The organism is Polynucleobacter sp. JS-Mosq-20-D10 (assembly GCF_018687755.1).
In the GTDB taxonomy this organism is placed as follows: Bacteria; Pseudomonadota; Gammaproteobacteria; order Burkholderiales; family Burkholderiaceae; genus Polynucleobacter.
Genome location: NZ_CP061305.1, coordinates 280188 through 301410, shown reverse-complemented (window position 1 = coordinate 301410; position 21223 = coordinate 280188). Strand labels below are relative to the sequence as shown.

17 protein-coding genes are annotated in these 21223 nt (G+C 40.0%); 3 read left to right on the top strand and 14 right to left on the bottom strand.

Annotation, left to right across the window (positions count from 1 at the left end; genetic code table 11):
- Window positions 1–35: 35 nt before the first annotated feature.
- From FD967_RS01590 to FD967_RS01580, 3 genes are all read right to left on the bottom strand, one after another.
- Window positions 36–1490, bottom strand: a complete 1455-nt coding sequence (locus tag FD967_RS01590) for a nucleoside-diphosphate sugar epimerase/dehydratase (RefSeq protein WP_215326346.1) — start codon at window positions 1488–1490, stop codon at window positions 36–38.
- A gap of 8 nt (window positions 1491–1498) precedes the next feature.
- On the bottom strand, window positions 1499–3313 hold the full coding sequence (locus tag FD967_RS01585; RefSeq protein ID WP_215326345.1) for an exostosin family protein: 1815 nt from the start codon (window positions 3311–3313) through the stop codon (window positions 1499–1501).
- Window positions 3314–3380: 67 nt separating this feature from the next.
- Window positions 3381–4799, bottom strand: coding sequence for a hypothetical protein (locus FD967_RS01580; RefSeq protein ID WP_215326344.1), 1419 nt, complete (start codon window positions 4797–4799; stop codon window positions 3381–3383).
- A 90-nt stretch (window positions 4800–4889) separates the two neighbouring features.
- On the opposite strand from FD967_RS01580, the gene FD967_RS01575 reads away from it, so the two are divergent.
- Window positions 4890–6608, top strand: coding sequence for a DUF6492 family protein (locus FD967_RS01575; RefSeq protein ID WP_215326343.1), 1719 nt, complete (start codon window positions 4890–4892; stop codon window positions 6606–6608).
- 277 nt (window positions 6609–6885) lie between these two features.
- Window positions 6886–7674 (top strand): hypothetical protein, encoded by a 789-nt coding sequence (locus tag FD967_RS01570; protein WP_215326342.1) that lies wholly within the window; start codon window positions 6886–6888, stop codon window positions 7672–7674.
- On the opposite strand, the gene FD967_RS01565 is transcribed toward FD967_RS01570, so the two are convergent.
- Entirely contained in the window at window positions 7671–8723 is a 1053-nt protein-coding gene (locus FD967_RS01565; protein ID WP_215326341.1) for a glycosyltransferase family 10 domain-containing protein, read from the bottom strand. The two genes, FD967_RS01570 and FD967_RS01565, sit on opposite strands and share 4 nt — an antisense overlap.
- A gap of 406 nt (window positions 8724–9129) precedes the next feature.
- On the opposite strand from FD967_RS01565, the gene FD967_RS01560 reads away from it, so the two are divergent.
- Entirely contained in the window at window positions 9130–11097 is a 1968-nt protein-coding gene (locus FD967_RS01560) for an acyltransferase family protein (RefSeq protein WP_215326340.1), read from the top strand.
- Window positions 11098–11240: 143 nt separating this feature from the next.
- Here FD967_RS01560 and FD967_RS01555 read toward each other — a convergent pair whose 3' ends face one another.
- The 10 genes from FD967_RS01555 to plsY all read right to left on the bottom strand — a co-directional run bounded on the left by FD967_RS01555 (window position 11241) and on the right by plsY (window position 21214).
- Window positions 11241–12407: a DegT/DnrJ/EryC1/StrS aminotransferase family protein gene (locus FD967_RS01555; protein WP_215326338.1), complete on the bottom strand. Its 1167-nt coding sequence runs from the start codon at window positions 12405–12407 to the stop codon at window positions 11241–11243.
- A 67-nt stretch (window positions 12408–12474) separates the two neighbouring features.
- Window positions 12475–13440: a GDP-L-fucose synthase gene (locus FD967_RS01550; protein WP_215326337.1), complete on the bottom strand. Its 966-nt coding sequence runs from the start codon at window positions 13438–13440 to the stop codon at window positions 12475–12477.
- Window positions 13441–13450: 10 nt separating this feature from the next.
- Window positions 13451–14581: a GDP-mannose 4,6-dehydratase gene (gene gmd, locus FD967_RS01545; RefSeq protein ID WP_215326336.1), complete on the bottom strand. Its 1131-nt coding sequence runs from the start codon at window positions 14579–14581 to the stop codon at window positions 13451–13453.
- A 44-nt stretch (window positions 14582–14625) separates the two neighbouring features.
- Window positions 14626–16101 (bottom strand): mannose-1-phosphate guanylyltransferase/mannose-6-phosphate isomerase, encoded by a 1476-nt coding sequence (locus FD967_RS01540; protein ID WP_215326335.1) that lies wholly within the window; start codon window positions 16099–16101, stop codon window positions 14626–14628.
- Between the two features lie 282 nt (window positions 16102–16383).
- Window positions 16384–18531: an acyltransferase family protein gene (locus FD967_RS01535; protein WP_215326334.1), complete on the bottom strand. Its 2148-nt coding sequence runs from the start codon at window positions 18529–18531 to the stop codon at window positions 16384–16386.
- A gap of 125 nt (window positions 18532–18656) precedes the next feature.
- Window positions 18657–18965 (bottom strand): high-potential iron-sulfur protein, encoded by a 309-nt coding sequence (locus tag FD967_RS01530; protein WP_215326333.1) that lies wholly within the window; start codon window positions 18963–18965, stop codon window positions 18657–18659.
- A gap of 147 nt (window positions 18966–19112) precedes the next feature.
- Complete coding sequence (locus tag FD967_RS01525; RefSeq protein WP_215326332.1) at window positions 19113–19370, bottom strand: hypothetical protein; 258 nt, start codon at window positions 19368–19370, stop codon at window positions 19113–19115.
- Window positions 19371–19382: 12 nt separating this feature from the next.
- Complete coding sequence (folE, locus tag FD967_RS01520) at window positions 19383–20162, bottom strand: GTP cyclohydrolase I (protein WP_215326331.1); 780 nt, start codon at window positions 20160–20162, stop codon at window positions 19383–19385.
- Window positions 20163–20210: 48 nt separating this feature from the next.
- Window positions 20211–20582, bottom strand: a complete 372-nt coding sequence (locus tag FD967_RS01515) for an MAPEG family protein (protein WP_215326329.1) — start codon at window positions 20580–20582, stop codon at window positions 20211–20213.
- Window positions 20579–21214: a glycerol-3-phosphate 1-O-acyltransferase PlsY gene (plsY, locus tag FD967_RS01510; RefSeq protein ID WP_215326328.1), complete on the bottom strand. Its 636-nt coding sequence runs from the start codon at window positions 21212–21214 to the stop codon at window positions 20579–20581. The genes FD967_RS01515 and plsY overlap by 4 nt, the downstream gene beginning before the upstream one ends.
- Between the last annotated feature and the right edge of the window lie 9 nt (window positions 21215–21223).

Below are 21223 nucleotides of genomic sequence, written 5' to 3'. Positions count from 1 at the left end.
AAATCCTCTCTTATGGAGTGGTACTAAAAATCAGGTCAGTTCAATTGAAAAATCGACTGCTGAGTATATAAGGCCAAAAATTTTCTGCACATAGCATCTGCTTCATCGCAATTATTAAAGTTTATTTCAAGTAACTTTGACCCAAAAAATTCCCAATCTAAAAAATCTTCTTGAATTCTAACAATTTTAGGGTGCCTAGTTGGCTCTGATGAATCCACTATAAACATCTCTTCAACCAACTTTTCACCAGGCTTTAGGCCCGTAAACATGATTTCAATGCCTTCAGAAGGATTGTTGGAGCTTTTAACAGTCTTGCCTGATAGCCAAACCATTTTTCTAGCGAGCTCATAAATTTTTACCGGCTCGCCCATATCCAGCAAAAACATATCCCCCCCTTTGGCAAGTGATGAGGCCTGAATTACAAGTTCCGCAGCTTCACTAATAGTCATAAAGTACCTCGTTACCTCTGGATGAGTAACTGTAACGGGTCCACCCCGTGTGATTTGCTCCCTAAAGATAGGAACCACTGAACCCGATGAGCCCAATACATTTCCAAACCTTACGATTGAAAAGCATGTTTCGTGAAAAATGTTTTTTTTAAACTTCGGGGATGCAAATGATTGCAAGATCATTTCAGAGAGTCTTTTCGACATTCCCATTACACTAGTCGGTCGCACAGCCTTATCAGTACTAATTAAGGTAAAGTTTTTTACTCCAAGCTCATATGCTGCTTTTGCAACATTTAACGTTCCTATTATGTTATTTTTAAATGCTGCTGAAATATTATTCTCAACAAGACTTACATGCTTGAATGCCGCAGCATGAAATATGGTGCTTGGTTTAAATTTTTCAACTATTGACCGAATTTGCATCTCATCTGAAACTGATGCAAGCAATGAAAAAATAGCCGATCTAGGAAAATTAATTTTTTTCGCAAACGCATAAAGCTCTTCTGATATTGTGAATAAATTAAATTCTGAATAGTCAATTATGATAATTTGATTTGGCATTTGTCTAATAATTTGCCTACAAAGCTCACTGCCAATTGATCCACCAGCTCCAGTTATTAAGACTACCTTATTAATTATATTTTGACCTAAAAGATCACTTATCGGCTTAACTGGCGAGCGCAACAATAAGTCTTCAATATTAATTTCTTTGACATCCTCTAGGTTAACTTTGCCGTCATTAATATCATCTAACTTTGGCAATGTTCTTAAATGGACTTGATAGGCACTCAATTTACGCAGAATTGCCTGATACCGATCTCGTTGAGCGGATGGAATTGCAATAAAAATTTCTTTTACATCAAGATTTTTAACTAGCTCGTCAATTTTTTCAGGCGGATACACCTGAATCTTCTTGATATCCTTATCATAGAGCGCAGAATTATCATCAATAAAACCAACTAGACAATAAACATTAGACTTTTCGCAATAATCAGCAATCTGAGTACCGGCTTCTCCTGCCCCATAAATCAGTACATTCATACTCATAGCTATGCCGACAATTCAATGGGATAAAAATCTAATTTAAGAGAGTCTGTGCAAAAAAAGCTAGATGATATTCGGATGTATTCTTTAGATAGATTGATGTTTTGAAGCTCATCCCAATCATTCAATATAAGAATCGGCAATCCTGAGTATGCCGAAGTCCAATCTGACTTAATAATAATAGGTATTGTATTTAAATATTGCGCCTCCCAGAAGCGATGCGTATCGATTCCATTTCCACGTGGACAAAGGCAAAACCGATGCGACGCTAATTCCTCTAAATAATTCTCATACGGCAAATTTTGACTTTTTGTTATAAAGCCCAATTTAGACGCAATGCTAGCTAACGCAATCCTGCTGGGGTGGGTACGAAGACTAAAGTTGGAATAAACTAACTTAGTCTTGTCATAACGTTTTGACACTTTGATTGTCAGCCTAATTTTCTCCCCCCCCCACTGCCTATTTGTTAAACCAATTGGTAGAGCGGCTATTTTTTTATGACCTACCTCACAATTTTGTGCGTACCATGTATCTAAATAGGGATAGTTCAGAATATCTAAATGCTCTATGCTGACGCTATCATCAGAGTTGTGGCTAATCAGTATAAATGGTGCATTCAATCGTTTTAAAACGTATTTTTTAAAGTAATCCAATAAATGCGTGTACACAAAAATTGTTTTAGCATTCTTGCAGATCTCAATCCAATTTTCATCTGGGGCAGCATTAATTATTTTTTTTCTAAAAAATTTACCGACTTCCTTTTTGTGAATTTCTAGCACATGATTTGTTCGAATATTTTCACTCCCGTGAAAGGCAGTAACCTCACTTGAGGTAATGGTTAATTCTGCCTTCTCTTGCAACATTTCACCAGTGATGATGCAATTTTCATCATCAATGCAAACCCTATTAAAGGGAGATACACCCAAAGAATCCTTGCTGTGCGCATGAAGAGAAAGCACATTGATACATTCCCCTTGTATACCTAACTTAAGATAACGCGCTGTTCCCTCAAAATTCCATATTATCTCGCACTCATTTATACCCAAATCCGAACTTTCATTAATAAAGAAGCGGGAGTCACCAGCAATATTTCTGGGATCAACACCACCAATATATTGCCCAATAGCAGCCGCATCAAAAATGCCACCAAATTGCTCATATCCATCACAATAATTTTTTAGAGATAAATTTTTAGCTTTTGCGTATGCTGGACTCATTGTTGGCAATGGTTTGGCATCGAACCGTCCAGAATCACAAAACTGCCTGATAACATCAAAATCTGGGACTTCAGATCGATCCTGAATATAGTGAGCTAAATCTTGAGCTATTTTGGCATCCTTGTACCATACAATTCCTGGAATAGCTCTAGAGCGATCAAATGGAATTGCAAAGCGCGCATGAGCCCTAAAAGATGCTAATTTTGAGCTTGGATCAAAATATAGTACGTTATCATTTTCAAGATGCAAGCAATTCTCAAGATTTAAGGCTGCCATCAAATCCGCAATCAACATGAAACGATTGGCAGTTTGCAGCCAAAATCCATTTCTAAAATCTTTATCAGCTTTTGCATTTAGAGAAAATTTGGTGGATAAATCTTTTTCCCCCAATGACTCGATCGACAGCCACTCTAAATTATGTGGCTGAATATGATGACGACTTTGCAATTGATATTGAAGTATCGAAATGTTTGATTGGTTAACCAGTACAAGAACATTGCTGTTGGGAGCAATTTGGCATGCAATAGCAACGGAATCTATCATGCACATTGGGGGAGAAGCATCACCGCTATGAACGAAAATGATAGATAAAGATCTTTTCAAGATTATTTACTTTATATAGTTAATTAATTTAAACAGCATGACTTTAATCAGGGCAATATAAAAACATTCACATCTTCTGAGCCAAAGGCTTTTGAATGCCAACAGAAATGCTAAAAAATGTCAGCATAAAAGTAAAATGCTCTATATATTCTCGATCGCTTAACTCCGCTATAAACCATAAGAGCATCAAGATGCTAATAGACCAGCCTATATAAATAGGCATTGGATCTAAAATTATTGCATCTTTTATAACAATCATTGCGCGCCAAAATATAACTCCCATTGCAGCCCAGACAAAAAGAAGGCCAATCAATCCAGCCCCTAATGCAAAATCCAACCAGCCACTATGGGTTTTGGTTGCAACTGATCCAGGATAATTTTTTGCCATGTAGTATGAAAAGGCCTGACCCGTATACCCCAGTCCAAAGGGGTGAGATTTCAAGAATTTTAGCCCCGCAAGACCCCAGGCAACACGCTCATAAGTACTGCTGTTAACTTGTGTACTGCTTATAGTATTTATCGGCGGATAAATGCCATGATATTCCCCGCCACCATATTTCCAAGCGCCTGTAGTATCGTCATTGACAATGAAATTAATATCAGTGACTAAGTTGGCTAGCTTTCCACTAGAATACTTCATATCATAAGTAACAACTGTAAGCGCAAAAGCAACGAAGCCTGTCAAAATAAAAAAACGTATCCCAGGAAAATATCGACCACCACTAAGTTGTTGTTTTCCGTGCAGCAATACCAAGTAGACAAAGAAGGTTAAACCAGAAAATATCACTATAAAACCATTTAATGAGAGTAGCGAAAAGTAATCAACAATACAAATAAAAAATAAAACTACTAATGTAATATTTGAGATGGTCGTTGATATAAATATGGCTGATTTGTAGTGGATTTTCTTAATTAGACCCCAATGAGCCATTGCAAAACACAGCACTAATGACCATATTAAAAAATAAACTCCAGCAACCTTACTTTTAAATACGTAAATATAAATTTGCTCGCCAAACCATGAATGGGTAAATATTCCTTGACTGATAAATAGCAATAAAATTACTACTGGCCAAATGTATAAAAGCCAGAGAAAAAATTTTTGATACTGTTTTCGAGAAAGGTATAGTTTACCAAGGCCAATAGCGAATATTATTTCAATAACCACCCGCAACCAAGTACCTCGCAAGTCATCCCACTGTAAATATGGAACTATTGGATTAAAAACATATAGGCTTAGCAGCCACACTGGTACACATAATAAAAATCCTATAGGAAGCAGATCCATCATTACAAATTTTGGCCGCTCTATGCACAGCCATGCAATCGAAGAAATGGCGCCTAAAACCAAGGCAATATTACGAGCAGCAATTGTACCGCGCAAGGGCCAAACGATCCAAACTACCAATAGAGATAGCAGCATAAATAACTCTAATGCGGTTTTGAAATTAACTCTATTGATCTGCTTTACTAAAAAGTGCTTCATATTTACTAACCAAACCTAGTATTTATGGATTATTCGATTGTTCTAAAGGCAACGCATTTATAATGACCTCATAAACAAACTATTAAGGGCATGCAACTAATGCTATTTGATGAAATTATATCTCTATGCTGTTACCAAGATGCGCACATATGGAAGATAGCCAGCCGCCAACTCTTGAGGAGGATTCCTGCAAAAAAATATACAGTAATCGTTCCTGATCAAGATGTCGACTATTTTCTACAAATTAGCCCAGCTCAATATTTCATTGAACCCCAATCCAAATATGCCCGGCCTTTTGAAGCTAAGATATCTCAAATAACCTCCCTCAAGATCTCAAACCCAAATTGGTACATTCAACAATTTATTAAACTGGCTGCGATTGAATCAAGGCCAGACGATGCGGTCATTTTACTCTGGGATGGCGACACCGTACCATTAAAGCCTTTGCAGTTTGATGCTGGCGGACAAAAACTTCACTACTATCTCGGCAGTGAATTCCATGTTCCATATTTTGACACCGTTAATAAACTATTGGGCTTATCTAAAGTAGTTGAGCAATCATTTATCGCACAATGTTTTCCAATAAAAGTATTTTGGTTTAGGCAATTCTGTCAAACGATAGAACAAAAATTTGGTCAGCCATGGGGCGAGGCCCTTATAAAGGCCATTAACTTTACTATCCCTAATAGTTTTAGTGAGTATGAAACCCTAGGTACTTTTATTGCCCATCATTATCCTAATGAGATTGAGTTATCCCAGCAACCTTGGCACCGACTTGGTCATTCCCTTATTGGGGATATTGATTTAATGCATACAACGATTGCAAGAATAAAACTTGCCCCATTTGATTATGTCAGTTTTGAAAAATGGGATCGTCTCAAGCCATACCTGTTAAAAGTACGCATTCCATTAATATTTTATCGCTACCTTAAACCGGCTATCAAATCTGTTTTTAAAGCGCAACCCTTCAAATCTATGATTGATCAGATTCTCATGGCTAGGGGGATAATAAAAATTACCGAGGGGTCAGGAATATTTTCTTGTTGTACGGTCCGTCTTGAAAAAATTCTGGAGCACTTTAACCATTTTCATAAAACACCTTTTTTGGTGGATAGCTCTGAGCAATTTTCTGATTATAAAAGTGAAAATGAAGATGTTAGTTCTGAATTGTTTGCTGTAAATAATGAGATTCATATTACCTGGTCAGGTCGCCCTCTGCATATAACAAACAGCCTTGATGAACAGCAGTTTTCTAGTTATGCAAACCTCAACTTTAATGATGTCAATCCTTTTATAAAAAAATATTTTTCACCGACAGCGATCATCAAAAATGTAATGAATAATCTTGCCCATTGCTCTCACTTTGACCCAGAAAATACCTGTGTGATTCGGTTTCGCGGAACTGATAAAGAATTGGAAACGATCCAGCCATCCTACGAAGAAATGCTTCGAAAAGCGTTGGCCCTAAAAGCAAGTCATCCAAATTTGAGATTTGCCGTACAAACGGATGAGAGTAAATTTCGTCAATATATCTTCGACGCCTTAGGAGGTGCTTGTTTTTTAGTAGAGCATGCGGAGCAAAACAACTATCGAAGCAGTCACAACTATATTAATTTTTATGCAAGCATCCTGTTGCTTTCAAAATCGAAATTCATCATCACCACCTCTGGCAATGGGGAGCTCTGGATGATGCTATTTAGAGGTCACACAAAGGGTGTATCGCAATACTTAAGACATAAGCAATTTATTTATAGCAAATTAAATCCCTCATTTTCAAGTGGGCAAATCTCATTTTGGCTAGAGCATTAACCATAATCTTCGCTGAATATCATTGCAAATAATTTATTAATATATCGTTCAATTAATTCTGCAAATACTAATTATTAAATCCATATTTAACCTCGTATTTTCTATGAATTTCTATATTACGCAATATTAAATTCATAGCCATCAAAGGTACTTAGGAAAAATATCTGCATACACTGGAAGAGCCTCATTCAACCCTACACTTACTCCATATTCATTAAAATCACATGCTAAAATTGCATCTTTATCTCAACCCAATATCAGAATCGAGAACTGCAACATGGGTCATCTAAGAAACGGCATCAGAAAACTATTGCTTGATAGGCAGCTTTTACTAGCTGATGTAACAGATAATAATAAGATTGCTCAATTTCTTGAATCCGTTAGACCTATAAATACCAACCATGATTTAGTTAGGGTTGGCGGGGTAGCAGATGGGGGTTATTTAATTCCAAATGATATTGAGAATATTGGTGCTTGTTTTTCACCAGGCGTCTCCACAGTAGCCGATTTTGAAAACGAATTAACACAGAGAGGGATAAGATGTTATCTTGCCGATTATTCCGTCGATAAACCGCCAGTTGATAATCCTCTTTTTGATTTTGAAAAAAAATATCTTGGCCCAAAAAATAATGAAATATTTATGACGTTGGACACTTGGGTTCAATTAAAAGCCCAAACAAATGACGACTTATTGCTTCAGATGGATATTGAAGAGTCAGAATATTCTGTTATTTTTGATACCTCCACGGAAACATTAAATAAATTCAGAATCCTAGTCATTGAATTTCACGGCCTAGAAAACTTATTCAATCCGATGGGCTTCGAATTAATAAACCTAACCTTTACAAAACTACTTAATAGCTTTGAAGTTGTTCACATTCACCCGAATAACTGCAATCAGCCCATAGTTTCTAATGGTTTTTCTGTCCCACCAGTAATGGAATTTACTTTCTTAAGAAAAGATAGAATCACTCAAAGGACAAGGAGTTTAAATTTTCCGCACCCACTTGATAAGTCAAATGTTGCCAATAAAACTGATTTTCCCCTGCCAAAGTGCTGGTATTAAATAGTAAATTCAACTAGTCGATGATTTACTACTTTATCGATTGCTGAAAAAAAAGAAAAGTTTTTATCAATATAATCTGCGATCTCTTTCCTATTATTTGCAACAATTAAGTAGGCATCTGTCTTTATAAATTCCTCCAATCTATCCAACTCATGATCCTCAAAGCTAGGTAAGTGATAAAACCATTTGGCCGGAAATAGTTCGTAAATCCTTCGACTGCCATGAAATATGGGCATACACCCACAAAGCAATGCATCATAGATTTTTTCGGTTACATACCAGTCTTCATCTGGTGAATTTTCTAAAATTAAATTGTATCTGTACTTACTTAGTAACTTGTACTTATATGCGCAAGTACCCCTGTAATTTTTTACAGAATATGCGGCGCGAGAAAAGCGCCCATAAACATCTAACTCAGAGCCTCTTTCGATCAGCTTTTCAATGTATTTCTTTTTATTATCGTTTCCCGCAATACCTGAGAGAGCAGAAGTGATGGTAAATACTTTTTTGTTCCTACTTCGCCCATCTATAGCGCTTAGGTCCCGTGCTATCGCGCCATGCAAAAATGGAGTGTAGATTATTGACCTAATAAATTCAAAAGGTCCCGTTGGTGTTAAAAAGTAAGCAGGGTCTGGATGATGAGTTATTACAGTAACGCGATTTTTTTTAAAGAAGTTGTGGCTGAGTTTATTAAAATGAACTTTCGTATAGACTTCAGGCTCGGTATAAAAAATAAAGATATTTTTATTCTCTAGATTCAAACCCTCATCAACTATAGTGATAAAAACTACAGCATCTGCAATTGCCGGATCATCTACCCAATTAAACTCGAATGATTTTTGAATTGATGATAAGTGGATCCACTCATATCCATAGTTGTGAATATATACATTTGGAATGTCGGCACGGAAAGTTCGGCCAGTTTGGTGGCGCTTAGCAAGTCCTGTCTTGCGCCTTTTTAGATTCCAGTTACTTAATTTATCAACCCATCGGAAATATTCCCTCAGAAAGGTATAGCGAAGATTGAATTTTTTATTAGCTGATGACATGTCAACTATGATAATACTGTTGAGAGCTGAATCAACAAAAATTGAATCATCAATGTTTATTTTAGCGCCCAATTGTGTAAATTGTAATAAGAATCGCTACTTCACCTTTAATAGAAAAAATCTCAATCCACTAATCCTACGGGCAATAATTTACTTCTCTATTTAATATCAGCTTTCAGTGCAACGATGAAATTGGCATGTTCCATCAATGACCCAGCACTAGTTGTGAAAATCGGTATTACAAATAACCTCGCAGTGTTGTACATTAAGATCAGCTTCCACTAGCTATTTAACCCTTTTTACTCACACAATCCATCCACTTACTTACTTACTTACTTACTTACTTACTTACTTACTTACTTACTTACTTACTTACTTACTTACTTACTTACTTACTTACTTACCAATGAGTTTACCAATCACTGCCCACCATTACCGTAAAGATATTGATGGCTTAAGGGCTATTGCCGTTCTACTGGTTGTGATTTTTCATGCTTTTCCTAAATCAATGCCTGGGGGCTTTATTGGGGTTGATATTTTTTTCGTCATCTCTGGATATCTTATTTCTACCATCATCCTTACTAATCTGGGACTCGGTAATTTTAGCTTTAGGCGCTTCTATATAAGACGTATTAAACGGATTCTGCCTGCCTTATTAACAGTCCTATCTACATGTCTGATATTTGGGTGGTTTGCACTACTCTCCGATGAATATCAGTCACTCGGCAAGCATACCGTAGCTGGAGCTCTCTTTATCTCCAACATAGTACTCTGGAGTGAGAGTGGTTATTTTGATACTCTTGCAGAGCTCAAGCCCTTGCTACACCTCTGGAGCCTTGGTATTGAGGAACAATTTTATTTATTTTCACCCCTAATTCTGTGGCTTGCTTCAAAATTCAAAGTCAATCTGCCAATTGCAATCATTGCGCTAGCGCTTTTTTCATTTGCCCTAAATCTCTATGAACTTAACGCTGACCCGGTAGCTGATTTTTACTCCCCCTTAACGCGCTTTTGGGAGCTCCTTGTAGGCGCCATGCTAGCCTGGTATACGCTATATAACAAGGGTGATTTCTTCAAGAACAAGGTCCTCCCCAGGCAGTGTATTTCTATATTTGGCCTATTATTGATAGCGCTAGGCAGCAAATTTATTGATAAGCACTCCCATTTCCCGGGATGGTGGGCGCTACTTCCTGTCCTTGGCACCGCCTGCCTAATTGGAGCCAGTGAAAAAGCCTGGATCAATCGCTATTTACTCTCGAACCGAGTGATGGTGTGGATTGGACTAATTAGCTTTCCCCTGTATTTGTGGCACTGGCCCATTTTGGCCTTTGCCAAACTGATTGAGGCTGGCGAAGTACGCTCACATGTGCGTTTTTGGCTGATGGTGCTAGCTATTGCGCTTTCATGGCTTACCTATATTCTGGTTGAAAAGCCTATACGATTTGGCGGCCATTCCACAAAAAAGGTTTATGCGCTGATTGCCTGGCTAGCCTTTTTGGGACTACTTGGGACACATATTGTCATGAGCAAAGGCTATCCTTATAGAGCGCAGCTCAATCACATTACGGTTACTGAAGCAGTACGCGATCAACTGGTGGGTGCCGAATGGAAATACAAGCAAAATCAAAATTGTTTAAATCAGCACCCCTTTCTAGAGGCAAAAGAATATGGCTGGTGGTTTTGCATTCAAAACAAAGAAAATCCGCCCTCTATCATTATCCTAGGTAGCAGTTTTGCCAATCACCTCTACCCTGGATTTATCAACAATGCTAATTTTCGCCAGAAGAGCATCCTAAGTATTGGCTCTTGCGCTGTTGGTCTTGCTGATGATGATCCTGATACGGTTGGCAAGCATCCCTGTGCCTATAAGCGCCCATCGATCGAACGCGCCTTTATTTATCAATTAATTGCTCAACACCAATCGATCCAGTTTGTCATCCTATCTGGCTTTGCAGATCAAATCAATCCGCCTTATCTCGAGGGCGTGCGAAATGAAGTCTTGGCACTTAAAGCATATCCTGTGCAATTGATAGTTTTTACACCACATATACAACCCAATTTTGATCCAAAGCAATGTTACAGCACACCCTTTCGAAAACAAGTAAAAGATTGCTCTTTTTCTCACGAAAAACTAGAGGAACTTCAAAGACAGTTTGAGCCTATCAAAAACGTTATTCTTTCAGCAGATCCATCGGCGCTCTTTTTTGATCCCAATGCCATGTACTGCAACGATACTACCTGCTCTTATATCACCAATGGCCTTCCCCTTAATCGCGATCAAGGGCATATCTCTGAATATGGATCGATTGAATTACAAAAGTACTTCACCTTATGGGCAGCCAAGAATGTGCCCGCACTCTTAAAAGCAGAATAAAGATAGGGGGCTAAAACTTCTAGCAGGGCCACTTAGCGCTGAGCTTGATTGGCTGATAAATCCCTAGTGACTCTCTATAAAAACGCAATGGCCGATCACTCATGAAGAATACCGGCCATTTCGCTAGGCAAGGCTAAATAAGTTCAGTGCCTGCTAAAAAAGTCCCTCATTAATTGCGATAGGCGCTCCATTCTGGCGTCATCCACAAATTGATTGTTTCCAATATAGAACGCATTTTCATGAATAAAGTCAGCATTTTTAAAATTAGCAGGATCATAATATCGGCTTAAGAAAGGCTGCCTAAGCAAGTTACCACTAATGAGTGGGCGCGATTCAATTCCCTCTTCCTCCATGCAACTCTGAAATAATAATTTTTTCTTAGCGTCTTTAAAAAAGAAAGGGAGCACAAAAGAAGAATAACCAGACTCTGGTCTAATAACATGCAGATAATCTTTGTAGTTATCGCAAATATCTAAATAGCCTTTATAGTTCTTATTACGAATATCAATATAACCATTCATCTTGGGTAATTGAGATAAACCCAATACGGCATGTAACTCCGTATTGCGAACATTAAACCCATCGGATAAAAATAGGAAATTAAAGTCAATATCTGGATATTTTTTCTTAATTTTGGCGTGAAAGCGTTCCGGTAATTCACGCGCTAAGCCATGAGAACGTTTCAGTAAGAGAAGTTTATAAAACTCTTCATCATTAGTACAAATCATGCCACCTTCTACTGTGGTCATATGATGACCCCAATAAAAACTGAATGATCCTGCTAAGCCAAAGTTACCCACTTTTTTGCCTTCAATCGTAGCACCTTGAGACTCACAGCAGTCCTCAAGAAGAGCAATATTACGATCACCGATAATTTGTTGGATTCTTTTAATGTCAGCTGGGAACCCCAACAAGTGAGCCACAAAAATAGCTCTCGTCTTTTCAGTAATGGCAGCCGCAAGCTTATCGTAATCAAACGAAAGATCACTCAAATTAGTGTCAATAAAGACCGGCTTATACTTCGACTGCATGACTGGTGTAATAGTTGTCGGCCAAGTAACAGCTGGAACAAGAACCTCAGCGTCAACTGGCCAGTCTTGCATCTCGCTTACTGCAGCAATCATTATTAAATTGGCAGAGCTGCCAGAATTGACATAAACACAGTATTCACAACCCTGCCACTGAGCATACTCCGCCTCAAATTTAGCGACGTTTGTAGACTGAGTAAAACGCTCAGAAGTCTCAATAAAATTGACCAAATTCTGAAGATCTAATTCAGATAATGCATTTTCTTGTAGTTTCCAAAACACACCATACCTCACTTATATAATTTAACTAACTAACCAATAACAGAACTTCTCAGCTCGATTTTTTGGATCACTTACTCGCATTTGCTACAAAATCATCGTAAGCATTTTTTATACCATCCTCTAAACTAATGCTTGGCTTCCAGCCCAACCCAAAAATTCTTTGGGAATTCATCAGTTTACGTGGTGCACCGTCAGGCTTGTCGGCGTCAAAGACAACCTCACCTTGATAACCAATAACACCAACAATCGTATCTATTAACTCTCTAATAGTAATATCACTGCCACAACCTACGTTTAGATGACTCTGCATTGGAGTTGTGCAACTATCATAAGAATCTTTCGATAACTCCATTACAAAAATAGCTGCTCTAGCCATATCATCGACGTGCAAAAATTCGCGTTTTGGCGTTCCAGTTCCCCATAAAGGTACCTCAGGATCTCCGGCTACTTTAGCCTCATGCACTTTACGAATCAGCGCAGGCACAACATGGCTATTAAGTGGATGATAGTTATCGTTTGGTCCATACAAATTTGTTGGCATTAAACAGCGATAATCAACACCATACTGTCGGTTATAGCTCTCGCACATTTTGATGCCAGCAATTTTTGCCAGCGCATAGGGCTCATTAGTTGCCTCTAGCTTACTTGTCAAAAGTGCTTCTTCAATCATAGGCTGCTCTGCTAATTTAGGATAAACACAGCTTGAGCCTAAAAAAAGTAATTTTTTTACGTCCACAATAAATGCCTGATGAATGATATTGGCTTCTATTATGAGATTTTGATAGATAAACTCCGCAGGAAAAGTATTGTTGGCGTAAATCCCCCCCACCTTAGCAGCAGCCACATACACTTGATCTGGTTTTTCAGCTGCAAAAAACTCGCTCACAGCAGCTTGATTAGTAAGATCTAGCTGGGCTCTCGTACGCGTAATGATGTTGCGATAACCATCTTTTTGTAAAGCTCGCACAATTGCTGAGCCAACCATACCCATATGACCGGCCACATAAATCTTTTGATCGATATTTTTATTCATAGATAAGTAATTAATTTTCTTTACCAAAAGAGGTTTGATAACCATGCTCACGCAATAAGGCATGCTGACTAGCTTGAGCGTGATCATGATCAATCATTTCAGCGATCATCTCATCTAGAGTAATTTGCGGTGTCCAGCCTAATTTTTCCTTGGCTTTTGTAGGATCTCCAAGCAAGGTTTCTACCTCTGTTGGGCGGTAGTAGTGTGGATCAATGCGAACGATCACGTCTCCGATCTTGATACCCGGCGCCTTATCACCATCAATAGTTTCAACAATTGCAATTTCTTGCTCGGCCTTGCCCTCGAAACGAAGCGTAATACCCAACTGCTGCGCACTTTTAACAATAAAGTCTCGAACGGTATATTGCACCCCAGTAGCGATCACAAAGTCATCGGGCATATCTTGCTGCAACATTAGCCATTGCATCCGTACGTAGTCCTTAGCATGGCCCCAATCACGAAGTGCGTCAATATTGCCCATATACAAGCAATTCTCCAGTCCAAGTGCAATATTGGATAAGCCCCGAGTCACCTTTCTAGTGACAAAGGTTTCACCCCGTCTTTTAGACTCATGATTAAATAATATTCCGTTGCACGCATAGATACCGTATGCCTCGCGATAATTAATCGTAATCCAATAAGCATAGAGCTTTGCTACCGCATAAGGACTTCTGGGGTAGAACGGGGTTGTTTCTTTTTGTGGAATTTCCTGAACTAAGCCATAAAGTTCAGAGGTCGATGCTTGATAAAAGCGAGTTTTTTTCTCCAAGCCCAAAATGCGAATAGCCTCTAAGATCCTCAACGTGCCCATGGCATCTACGTCTGCCGTGTATTCAGGCGACTCAAATGAAACTGCCACGTGACTTTGAGCACCCAGGTTATAAATTTCATCTGGCTGAGTCTGTTGAATAATGCGAGTCAGATTACTAGAGTCAGTCAAATCACCATAATGCAGAACAAAATGGCGATGATTGATATGGGGATCTTGATACAAATGATCGACACGCTCGGTATTAAAAGAGGATGCCCTTCTTTTAATACCGTGGACCACATAGCCCTTCTCAAGCAAAAACTCAGCTAAATAAGAGCCGTCTTGACCAGTAACTCCAGTGATTAGGGCAACTTTTTGTTTATCTACCATTTTTGATCTAGTCTAATTTTTATGTTGTTCTGGATTATGAAGCACTACGTGCGACCATAAGTATCTTCAAAGCGGACAATATCATCTTCACCCAAATAACTTCCAGACTGCACCTCAATAATCTCTAAGGGAGTATTGCCTGGATTAGCTAGGCGATGAGTCTGCCCTTGAGGGATATAGGTACTTTGATTTGCATTTAATGTCATCACTTCTTTACCGTTTGTAATCTCTGCAACTCCTTTAACGACAATCCAATGTTCAGCACGGTGATGATGCATCTGCAAAGAAAGGCTAGCTCCAGGCTTGACTTGAATACGCTTAACTTTAAACGTCTTGCCCTCATCGATACTATCGTACCAGCCCCAAGGTCTCGCCACCTTGCGATGAAGATTTTTTTCTTCACGTTTTTGCTCTTCTAATCGGGTAACGATATTTTTAACATCTTGACTATGATTTCTATCGGCAACCAATACAGCGTCAGCTGTTTCTATGATGATGAGATTCTCAATACCGACTGCGCTGACCAAGCGATTACTAGCATGCACTAATGAATTTTTAGAGTTAGCTAACAAAGCATCACCACTAGTAACATTACCCTGCGCATCCTTTTTACCAACCTGCCAGACCGCATCCCATGCACCTAAATCATTCCAGCCTGCGTTGAGCTCAACCATCTTCACCTTAAATTGACTAGAAGAAGGGCATTTCTCAATCACTGCGTAATCAATTGACTCGTTAGGAATAGTTTGGAACTCTTCTTTGCCCGGACGAATAAAACTCGTCTGCTCCGCCTTATCCTGTGTTCGTGCTTGCCAAGACTTTTCTGATGCAGAAAAAATATCCGCACGAAATTCTTTTAACGCTGCCAACCAAGTGCTGGCCCGCAAGACGAACATGCCGCTATTCCAAAAGTAATTTCCATTAGCCAAATATTGTTCGGCCGTTTTTAAATCTGGTTTTTCCACAAACTTCTCAACCGTAAAGTCGCCATAATCACCAGCAGAACCGATACGCTTGATATACCCATAACCGGTTTCGGGGGCGCTAGGAGTAATTCCTAAAATGGCTATCGTTTGATTGCTGGAGTCCCCCTCAATCAACGCTACGCAATCTTGCAACGCCTTAATAAAAGCATTACTGTTTTTTACCGTCTGATCCGCTGGGGTAACAACCAAAATAGGATCGCCATCATCTTGAGCGCACAATGCTGCTAGAGCAAGAGCCGGTGCAGTATTGCGCCCAATTGGCTCCAATAGCAAAGTAGCGCCAATGTTTGCAATATCCCGCAGCTGGTCTAAAACCAAAAAACGATGGTCTTCGTTGGTAACAATTAAGGTGTGCCCTAGAGCAACACCAGATTGAGCAATGGAATTGATCCTGATTACCGCTTCCTGAAATAGGCTTTTGCCTTCATCGCCACCTGATAGCGCCAAAAACTGCTTTGGGTAGCCGGCGCGTGATAAAGGCCATAGGCGAGTGCCAGATCCACCACAAAGGATGACAGGGGTAACTTGGGTCATATTAAAGATTATTACGCCTTCAGCTGATACATACTCGGCGTACAAGCGCCTGAAATAGTGATTGATTTTAAAGGCTTTTAAATCTGCGGAGATTTATTCAAATTCATAGCTTTAAGGCACCCCAAATCTCAACAAGGCTTTTTTAGATAGTAAGCACTAACATTAATCCGATAAAAGCACCTCAGGAGGATCGTAAACGCTCAACCCAATTGACCACAGCTTGGTCTCCAGCCAAGTAAAAGGTGTAGCGCTTACAAAGATCCCTCAATAAGCGCTTCATATTTAGGGGCTACTCTTTCGCAAATGCGGGTTCTTAGTCTGCTCCGACTGACCTAAACCCTGGACTAAATACCTAGCTGCCGCTGGCGTAATGTGATCCTGATCCAAAGTAGTCAAGGCATTATCAGCGCCAGGAATACGATTTAAGCAACCCTCTTCATTGCAAAAACGGTCGTATGCCGAGTAATAAGTACCGCCACTTGCTATCACCAGTTTTTTCAAATCGGCATCCATCACTTTCATGGGAATAAAGCAACCATCTTCACTACAAATTTGTGCGCTGGCTGAATAATACGGGCCAAATTTAACTTGATTGAGCTCTTGAAGGGCTTGTTTTGACTCTTGCAACCCCTTGCGTCGATTCGCCTGTTCAAGCTGAACCGGAAATGGCATATTTTGAGACTTAAAGTCTTTCTGGAGCTCAGAGAGATCATCCGTCTTCATCACCAGCAAATTCTGAGCAACTCCCTCATAACCATAGGCGGGCGGTAGCTCTTTATGCTTTCTCCAGTAACGATAAATCGCTCTTGGCAAATCATCAGTCCACCTAGGGGTTGGGCCAATAACCAACACATCAATATTGGCGCTCTTCAGTTTTTCAATAGTGGGTTGAACTAAAGAGAAGTAATGTGGATGCCAAGCCTTGTAGATCACTACTAAATTAGGCTTGAGTCGTAAGATTTCTTTGAGTGCCAGTGTATTCGCATCACGACAGAAAGGGCCTTGCTCTTCTGAGGGCATCAAACCACCACAACCAGCGGCGGTAAATTGCGTCACGCTCACTTGATCGTTTTCTCTTTCCAGCTCACTAAACCCTGGGTAGATGGATCCCCCATGAGAATCCCCCCAAAGCACCAACTTAAATGGTCTATCGTCGTGTATGCATGATCGAGAAAAATGAGTTAAGTCATCACCTTTATCCATCAAGAAACAAGTACGCTGTCTTTGTTCTGCAACCTTATCAAAGGTATAGCTGGAAATTTGCTTGATAAAAAACTTATGGCGAAATTCAATACCCTTGCGATCAAAACAATTAAAGCCTAAGTAGCCCACCAAGATCATCAAAAAAACTAGAGCAACATTTTTCTGTGTACGGTATTTAGCATTAAATCGAATAGGCCGTTCAACAAAACGATAGGTCAACCAAGCAAGCACAATGGATAGCGCTACCAAAATGGCTCGATCTGCGATAGGGACTGTATCGCCCTCTTGAATACGAGCAAGAGCCAACAAGGGCCAATGCCATAAATACAGTGGGAAGCTAATCAAACCAACCCATACCATCGGGCGGAAACTCAGAATGATTCGATTGCACCATGCTGTAGGTCCTGCAGCAATAATCAGAACAGCTCCCACTGTGGGAAGCAAGGCCCACCAACCCGGGAAAAGACTCTTTTGATTTAGCATCAATACCGCAAAAATAATCAAGCCAAGACCGACAACTGAAGCAATATTTTTATAGGTGGCAGAGATCTGCCTTTCGGAGGAAGAATACAAAGTCCAATACGCCAAGAGAGATCCTAATAGCAACTCCCAAAAACGACTGAGCGGAGAATAAAAAGTGGCGACGGGATAGCTTGAGATAAATGCTACGTTCAGAACAAAAGATAACCCAGCCACAATCGCAATTGCCGGCAACACCCGCTTTGGCCAACGACTCATCCAATAGATAAAAATGGGCCAAAAGATATAAAACTGCTCTTCTATACCTAGGGACCATAGGTGAAGTAAAGGTTTTACTTCGGCAGCCTTATCAAAATAGCCACTCTCATTCCAAAGCATCAAGTTTGAAATAAAGCCAGCGCCACCAGCAATGTGTTTACCAAGTTGGGCAAAATCATCTGCCAGCAAGTTAAACCAACCAAAAGCATAAGCAACCAAAAGCACTAGGAATAGCGCTGGAAAAATTCGATTAATCCGTCTTACATAAAACTCTTTAAAACTGAAACGTTGCTGAGCAACATTCTCAAAAATGATTGTGGAAATTAAATAGCCGGAAATGACAAAAAAAACATCGACTCCAACAAATCCTCCGGACACCCATTCTGGAAACGCATGAAATACCAAGACGCTTAGTACTGCAATAGCCCGAAGACCATCAATATCCGGTCGATATTTTGGATGCAATAAATGATGATCTTGAGTACTCACAATACTGTCCTAGTGTTTTTGATAGTTTTATCGATACTTTCAAGAATAAATGAATATTCTTTGGGCACAAAAAAGCCGCCCATAAGGGGCGGCCTCATACTTAATGGCTAACTTAAACAGCTAAATTAAGCCTTCTTAGCGTATGCAGAGCACCAGCCTTTACCAGCAACTTGCTTGCCAGCAAACAAAGAGCAACCACCGGCAGCAGAATCAGGCTTACCTTGGTACAAAGCGCAGTTGCCGCATGCCTGACCAGCAGCGTACTTAGGGTACTTTGCTTTGTCTACAGTAGTAGCGTTTACTTTGTAACCCAATGCAGCAGCTTGTGGATCTGTTTCAGCAACCATGGCTTGGGCTTGAACATGACCATTCAAGGCCAAGGTGCAAGCACCAGCAGCAGACAAAATCATAAATTGGCGACGACTATTTTTCATATGAGCTCCAGTGAGTGAGATAAAACAAAGATTGCATCTGAATGGATCATAGAGCAGATGAAATTAGTCAACTATAGGCCGTATAAACTATTGATTTATATAGCTATTTACTTGAGAATTATTCTCAAGCAGTAAATTAGGCCAAGGCTAATGCCAGCCCTTCAGATTCATACACCCTATTCGTTGCTTGACATGAATTCCGGTGCCAGATTCTGGATAGGCACTTGCACAGTCAAGGGCATCACGACGAAAAGTTGCGATATTGTTTTTGGCGGGATCCTCATTGACATCAGGATAAATAATCGAGCCGCAACCAAGCAAAGACAGGGTAAAACATAGACCCCCTAAAACTCTGACCTTAGCTCGATTGCAGAAAACATCTTTGGCTCTGCTAACTATTGCCATAGCCATCGATTCCTAACGCTTTTCTAAGAGAGATAAAAACTCTCTACGCAAATTGGAGTCCTTCAGGAAGGCACCGCGCATCACGCTATTGACCATCTTAGAATCGCGATCCTTAACGCCGCGCCATTGCATACAGAAATGATCTGCATCCATCACGATCGCAACACCAACTGGCTTAATTTTTTTCTCGAGCATATCTGCCAACTCCACTACTGCCTCTTCCTGAATCTGTGGACGACACATGACCCATTCAGTTAAGCGTGAGTACTTTGACAAACCAATCAAAGCAGATTCTTTACTTGGTAATACTCCAATCCAAATACGACCCATGATTGGGCAAAGATGATGAGAACATGCACTACGAACAGTGATGGGTCCAATAATCATTAATTCATTTAAGCGGCTGACATTCGGAAACTTGGTCAACGTTGGTTGTTCTGTATATCGCCCATTAAATACTTCCTTAACAAACATCTTAGCCACACGTTGGCTAGTATTTTTAGTGTTGTGGTCGCTCTCAGTATCAATCACCAAGCTTTCTAAAACAGCCTGCATCTTTTCCGCCACCTCATCTACCAGGCCTTCTAGCTCACCAGGCTGAATAAATTGAGAGATATTGTCATTTGCATGAAAGCGCGCCTTTTGCGCTTCGATACGACGGCGAATCACTACCGATAATGGCGTGCCAGCATCACTCTTTTTAGCGGGGACTTTTTTTGCAGGCTTAACGCTAGAGACTTTCTTGGCAGCAAGCTTGCTAGCCGTTTTTGCAGGAATTTTCTTAGTAGGCATATATATGTTTATTTTCTCGATGAATTTTAGAAATTACTTTTTACTCTTTTAAATCTGGAAGAAGATTGCTACTACGCAAACCAGACCAGCGAGCCAAACAATAGATCGAGTGGTTGGCCAGTTGGCTACATAGCAAATGAGATAGGCAATGCGCGCTATAACAAATCCAATAGCTAGTAAATCAACTCGGCCCTGAGGGGCATTTGCAACGCTTGCAATAATTATTGCCGCAAAGAAGAATGGAAGAGATTCAAAAAGGTTGGCTTGGGCAGCATTGGCTCGCGCCCGAAATCCTGTCTGCTTAGCAAGCCATTGTCTGGGCATGCCATTGTCATAACCCTCAAATCCTTTTTTAGCGATGCCCGCTGCTACGTATGGGAATAGTCCCATGAATAGCACACACCAATAAGCAATAGTCATGACTGCCCTTTTTTCTTGGAGCCAATGCGACTTTCTTTGCCATTCATTAGATTATGAATATTGCTACGATGGCGCCAAATCAGTAGCAAGCACACCACGAGCAAAGCAATGCCCATGGGCTGAAAACCAAACAAAAATACAAAGTAGATCGGACCAAAGACAGCAGCCGCTAAAGCAGCCAAAGAGGAATAACGCATAAACATCGCTACGATGATCCAGGTTCCCAAAGTTGCTACTCCCAAAATCCAATTAATACCAAATAAAATACCGCAGGCAGTAGCAACACCCTTTCCACCCCTAAAGCCATGGAATATTGGGAACAGATGCCCCAAGAACACGGCAATCACCACCCCACATAACAACCAAGAGTTGAGTGTCGATGTCAGAGATTCATCTCCAAGCAGTACTCTAGCCAACATGACTGCAAGATAGCCCTTTAAGGCATCACCAATCAAAGTGAGTACGGCTGCTAGCTTGTTACCTGTTCTTAGAACGTTGGTAGCGCCTGGATTACCAGAGCCGTAAGAATGGGGATCTGGTAAGCGCATGCACTTACTCACCACTACTGCGAAAGAAATTGAACCAATCAGGTAGGCAAGCGGAATCAGTAAAAGATCAAAGGTTAAATTCATATTGATATC

What these genes read in the sequence shown, in the direction of transcription:
- FD967_RS01590 (WP_215326346.1), bottom strand. Translation starts at nt 1,490, where the DNA reads ATGAATGTACTGATTTATGGGGCAGGAGAAGCCGGTACTCAGATTGCT.
- FD967_RS01580 (WP_215326344.1), bottom strand. Translation starts at nt 4,799, where the DNA reads ATGAAGCACTTTTTAGTAAAGCAGATCAATAGAGTTAATTTCAAAACC.
- FD967_RS01575 (WP_215326343.1), top strand. Translation starts at nt 4,890, where the DNA reads ATGCAACTAATGCTATTTGATGAAATTATATCTCTATGCTGTTACCAA.
- FD967_RS01570 (WP_215326342.1), top strand. Translation starts at nt 6,886, where the DNA reads ATGGGTCATCTAAGAAACGGCATCAGAAAACTATTGCTTGATAGGCAG.
- FD967_RS01565 (WP_215326341.1), bottom strand. Translation starts at nt 8,723, where the DNA reads ATGTCATCAGCTAATAAAAAATTCAATCTTCGCTATACCTTTCTGAGG.
- FD967_RS01560 (WP_215326340.1), top strand. Translation starts at nt 9,130, where the DNA reads ATGAGTTTACCAATCACTGCCCACCATTACCGTAAAGATATTGATGGC.
- FD967_RS01550 (WP_215326337.1), bottom strand. Translation starts at nt 13,440, where the DNA reads ATGAATAAAAATATCGATCAAAAGATTTATGTGGCCGGTCATATGGGT.
- gmd (WP_215326336.1), bottom strand. Translation starts at nt 14,581, where the DNA reads ATGGTAGATAAACAAAAAGTTGCCCTAATCACTGGAGTTACTGGTCAA.
- FD967_RS01540 (WP_215326335.1), bottom strand. Translation starts at nt 16,101, where the DNA reads ATGACCCAAGTTACCCCTGTCATCCTTTGTGGTGGATCTGGCACTCGC.
- FD967_RS01530 (WP_215326333.1), bottom strand. Translation starts at nt 18,965, where the DNA reads ATGAAAAATAGTCGTCGCCAATTTATGATTTTGTCTGCTGCTGGTGCT.
- FD967_RS01525 (WP_215326332.1), bottom strand. Translation starts at nt 19,370, where the DNA reads ATGGCAATAGTTAGCAGAGCCAAAGATGTTTTCTGCAATCGAGCTAAG.
- folE (WP_215326331.1), bottom strand. Translation starts at nt 20,162, where the DNA reads ATGCCTACTAAGAAAATTCCTGCAAAAACGGCTAGCAAGCTTGCTGCC.
- FD967_RS01515 (WP_215326329.1), bottom strand. Translation starts at nt 20,582, where the DNA reads ATGACTATTGCTTATTGGTGTGTGCTATTCATGGGACTATTCCCATAC.
- plsY (WP_215326328.1), bottom strand. Translation starts at nt 21,214, where the DNA reads ATGAATTTAACCTTTGATCTTTTACTGATTCCGCTTGCCTACCTGATT.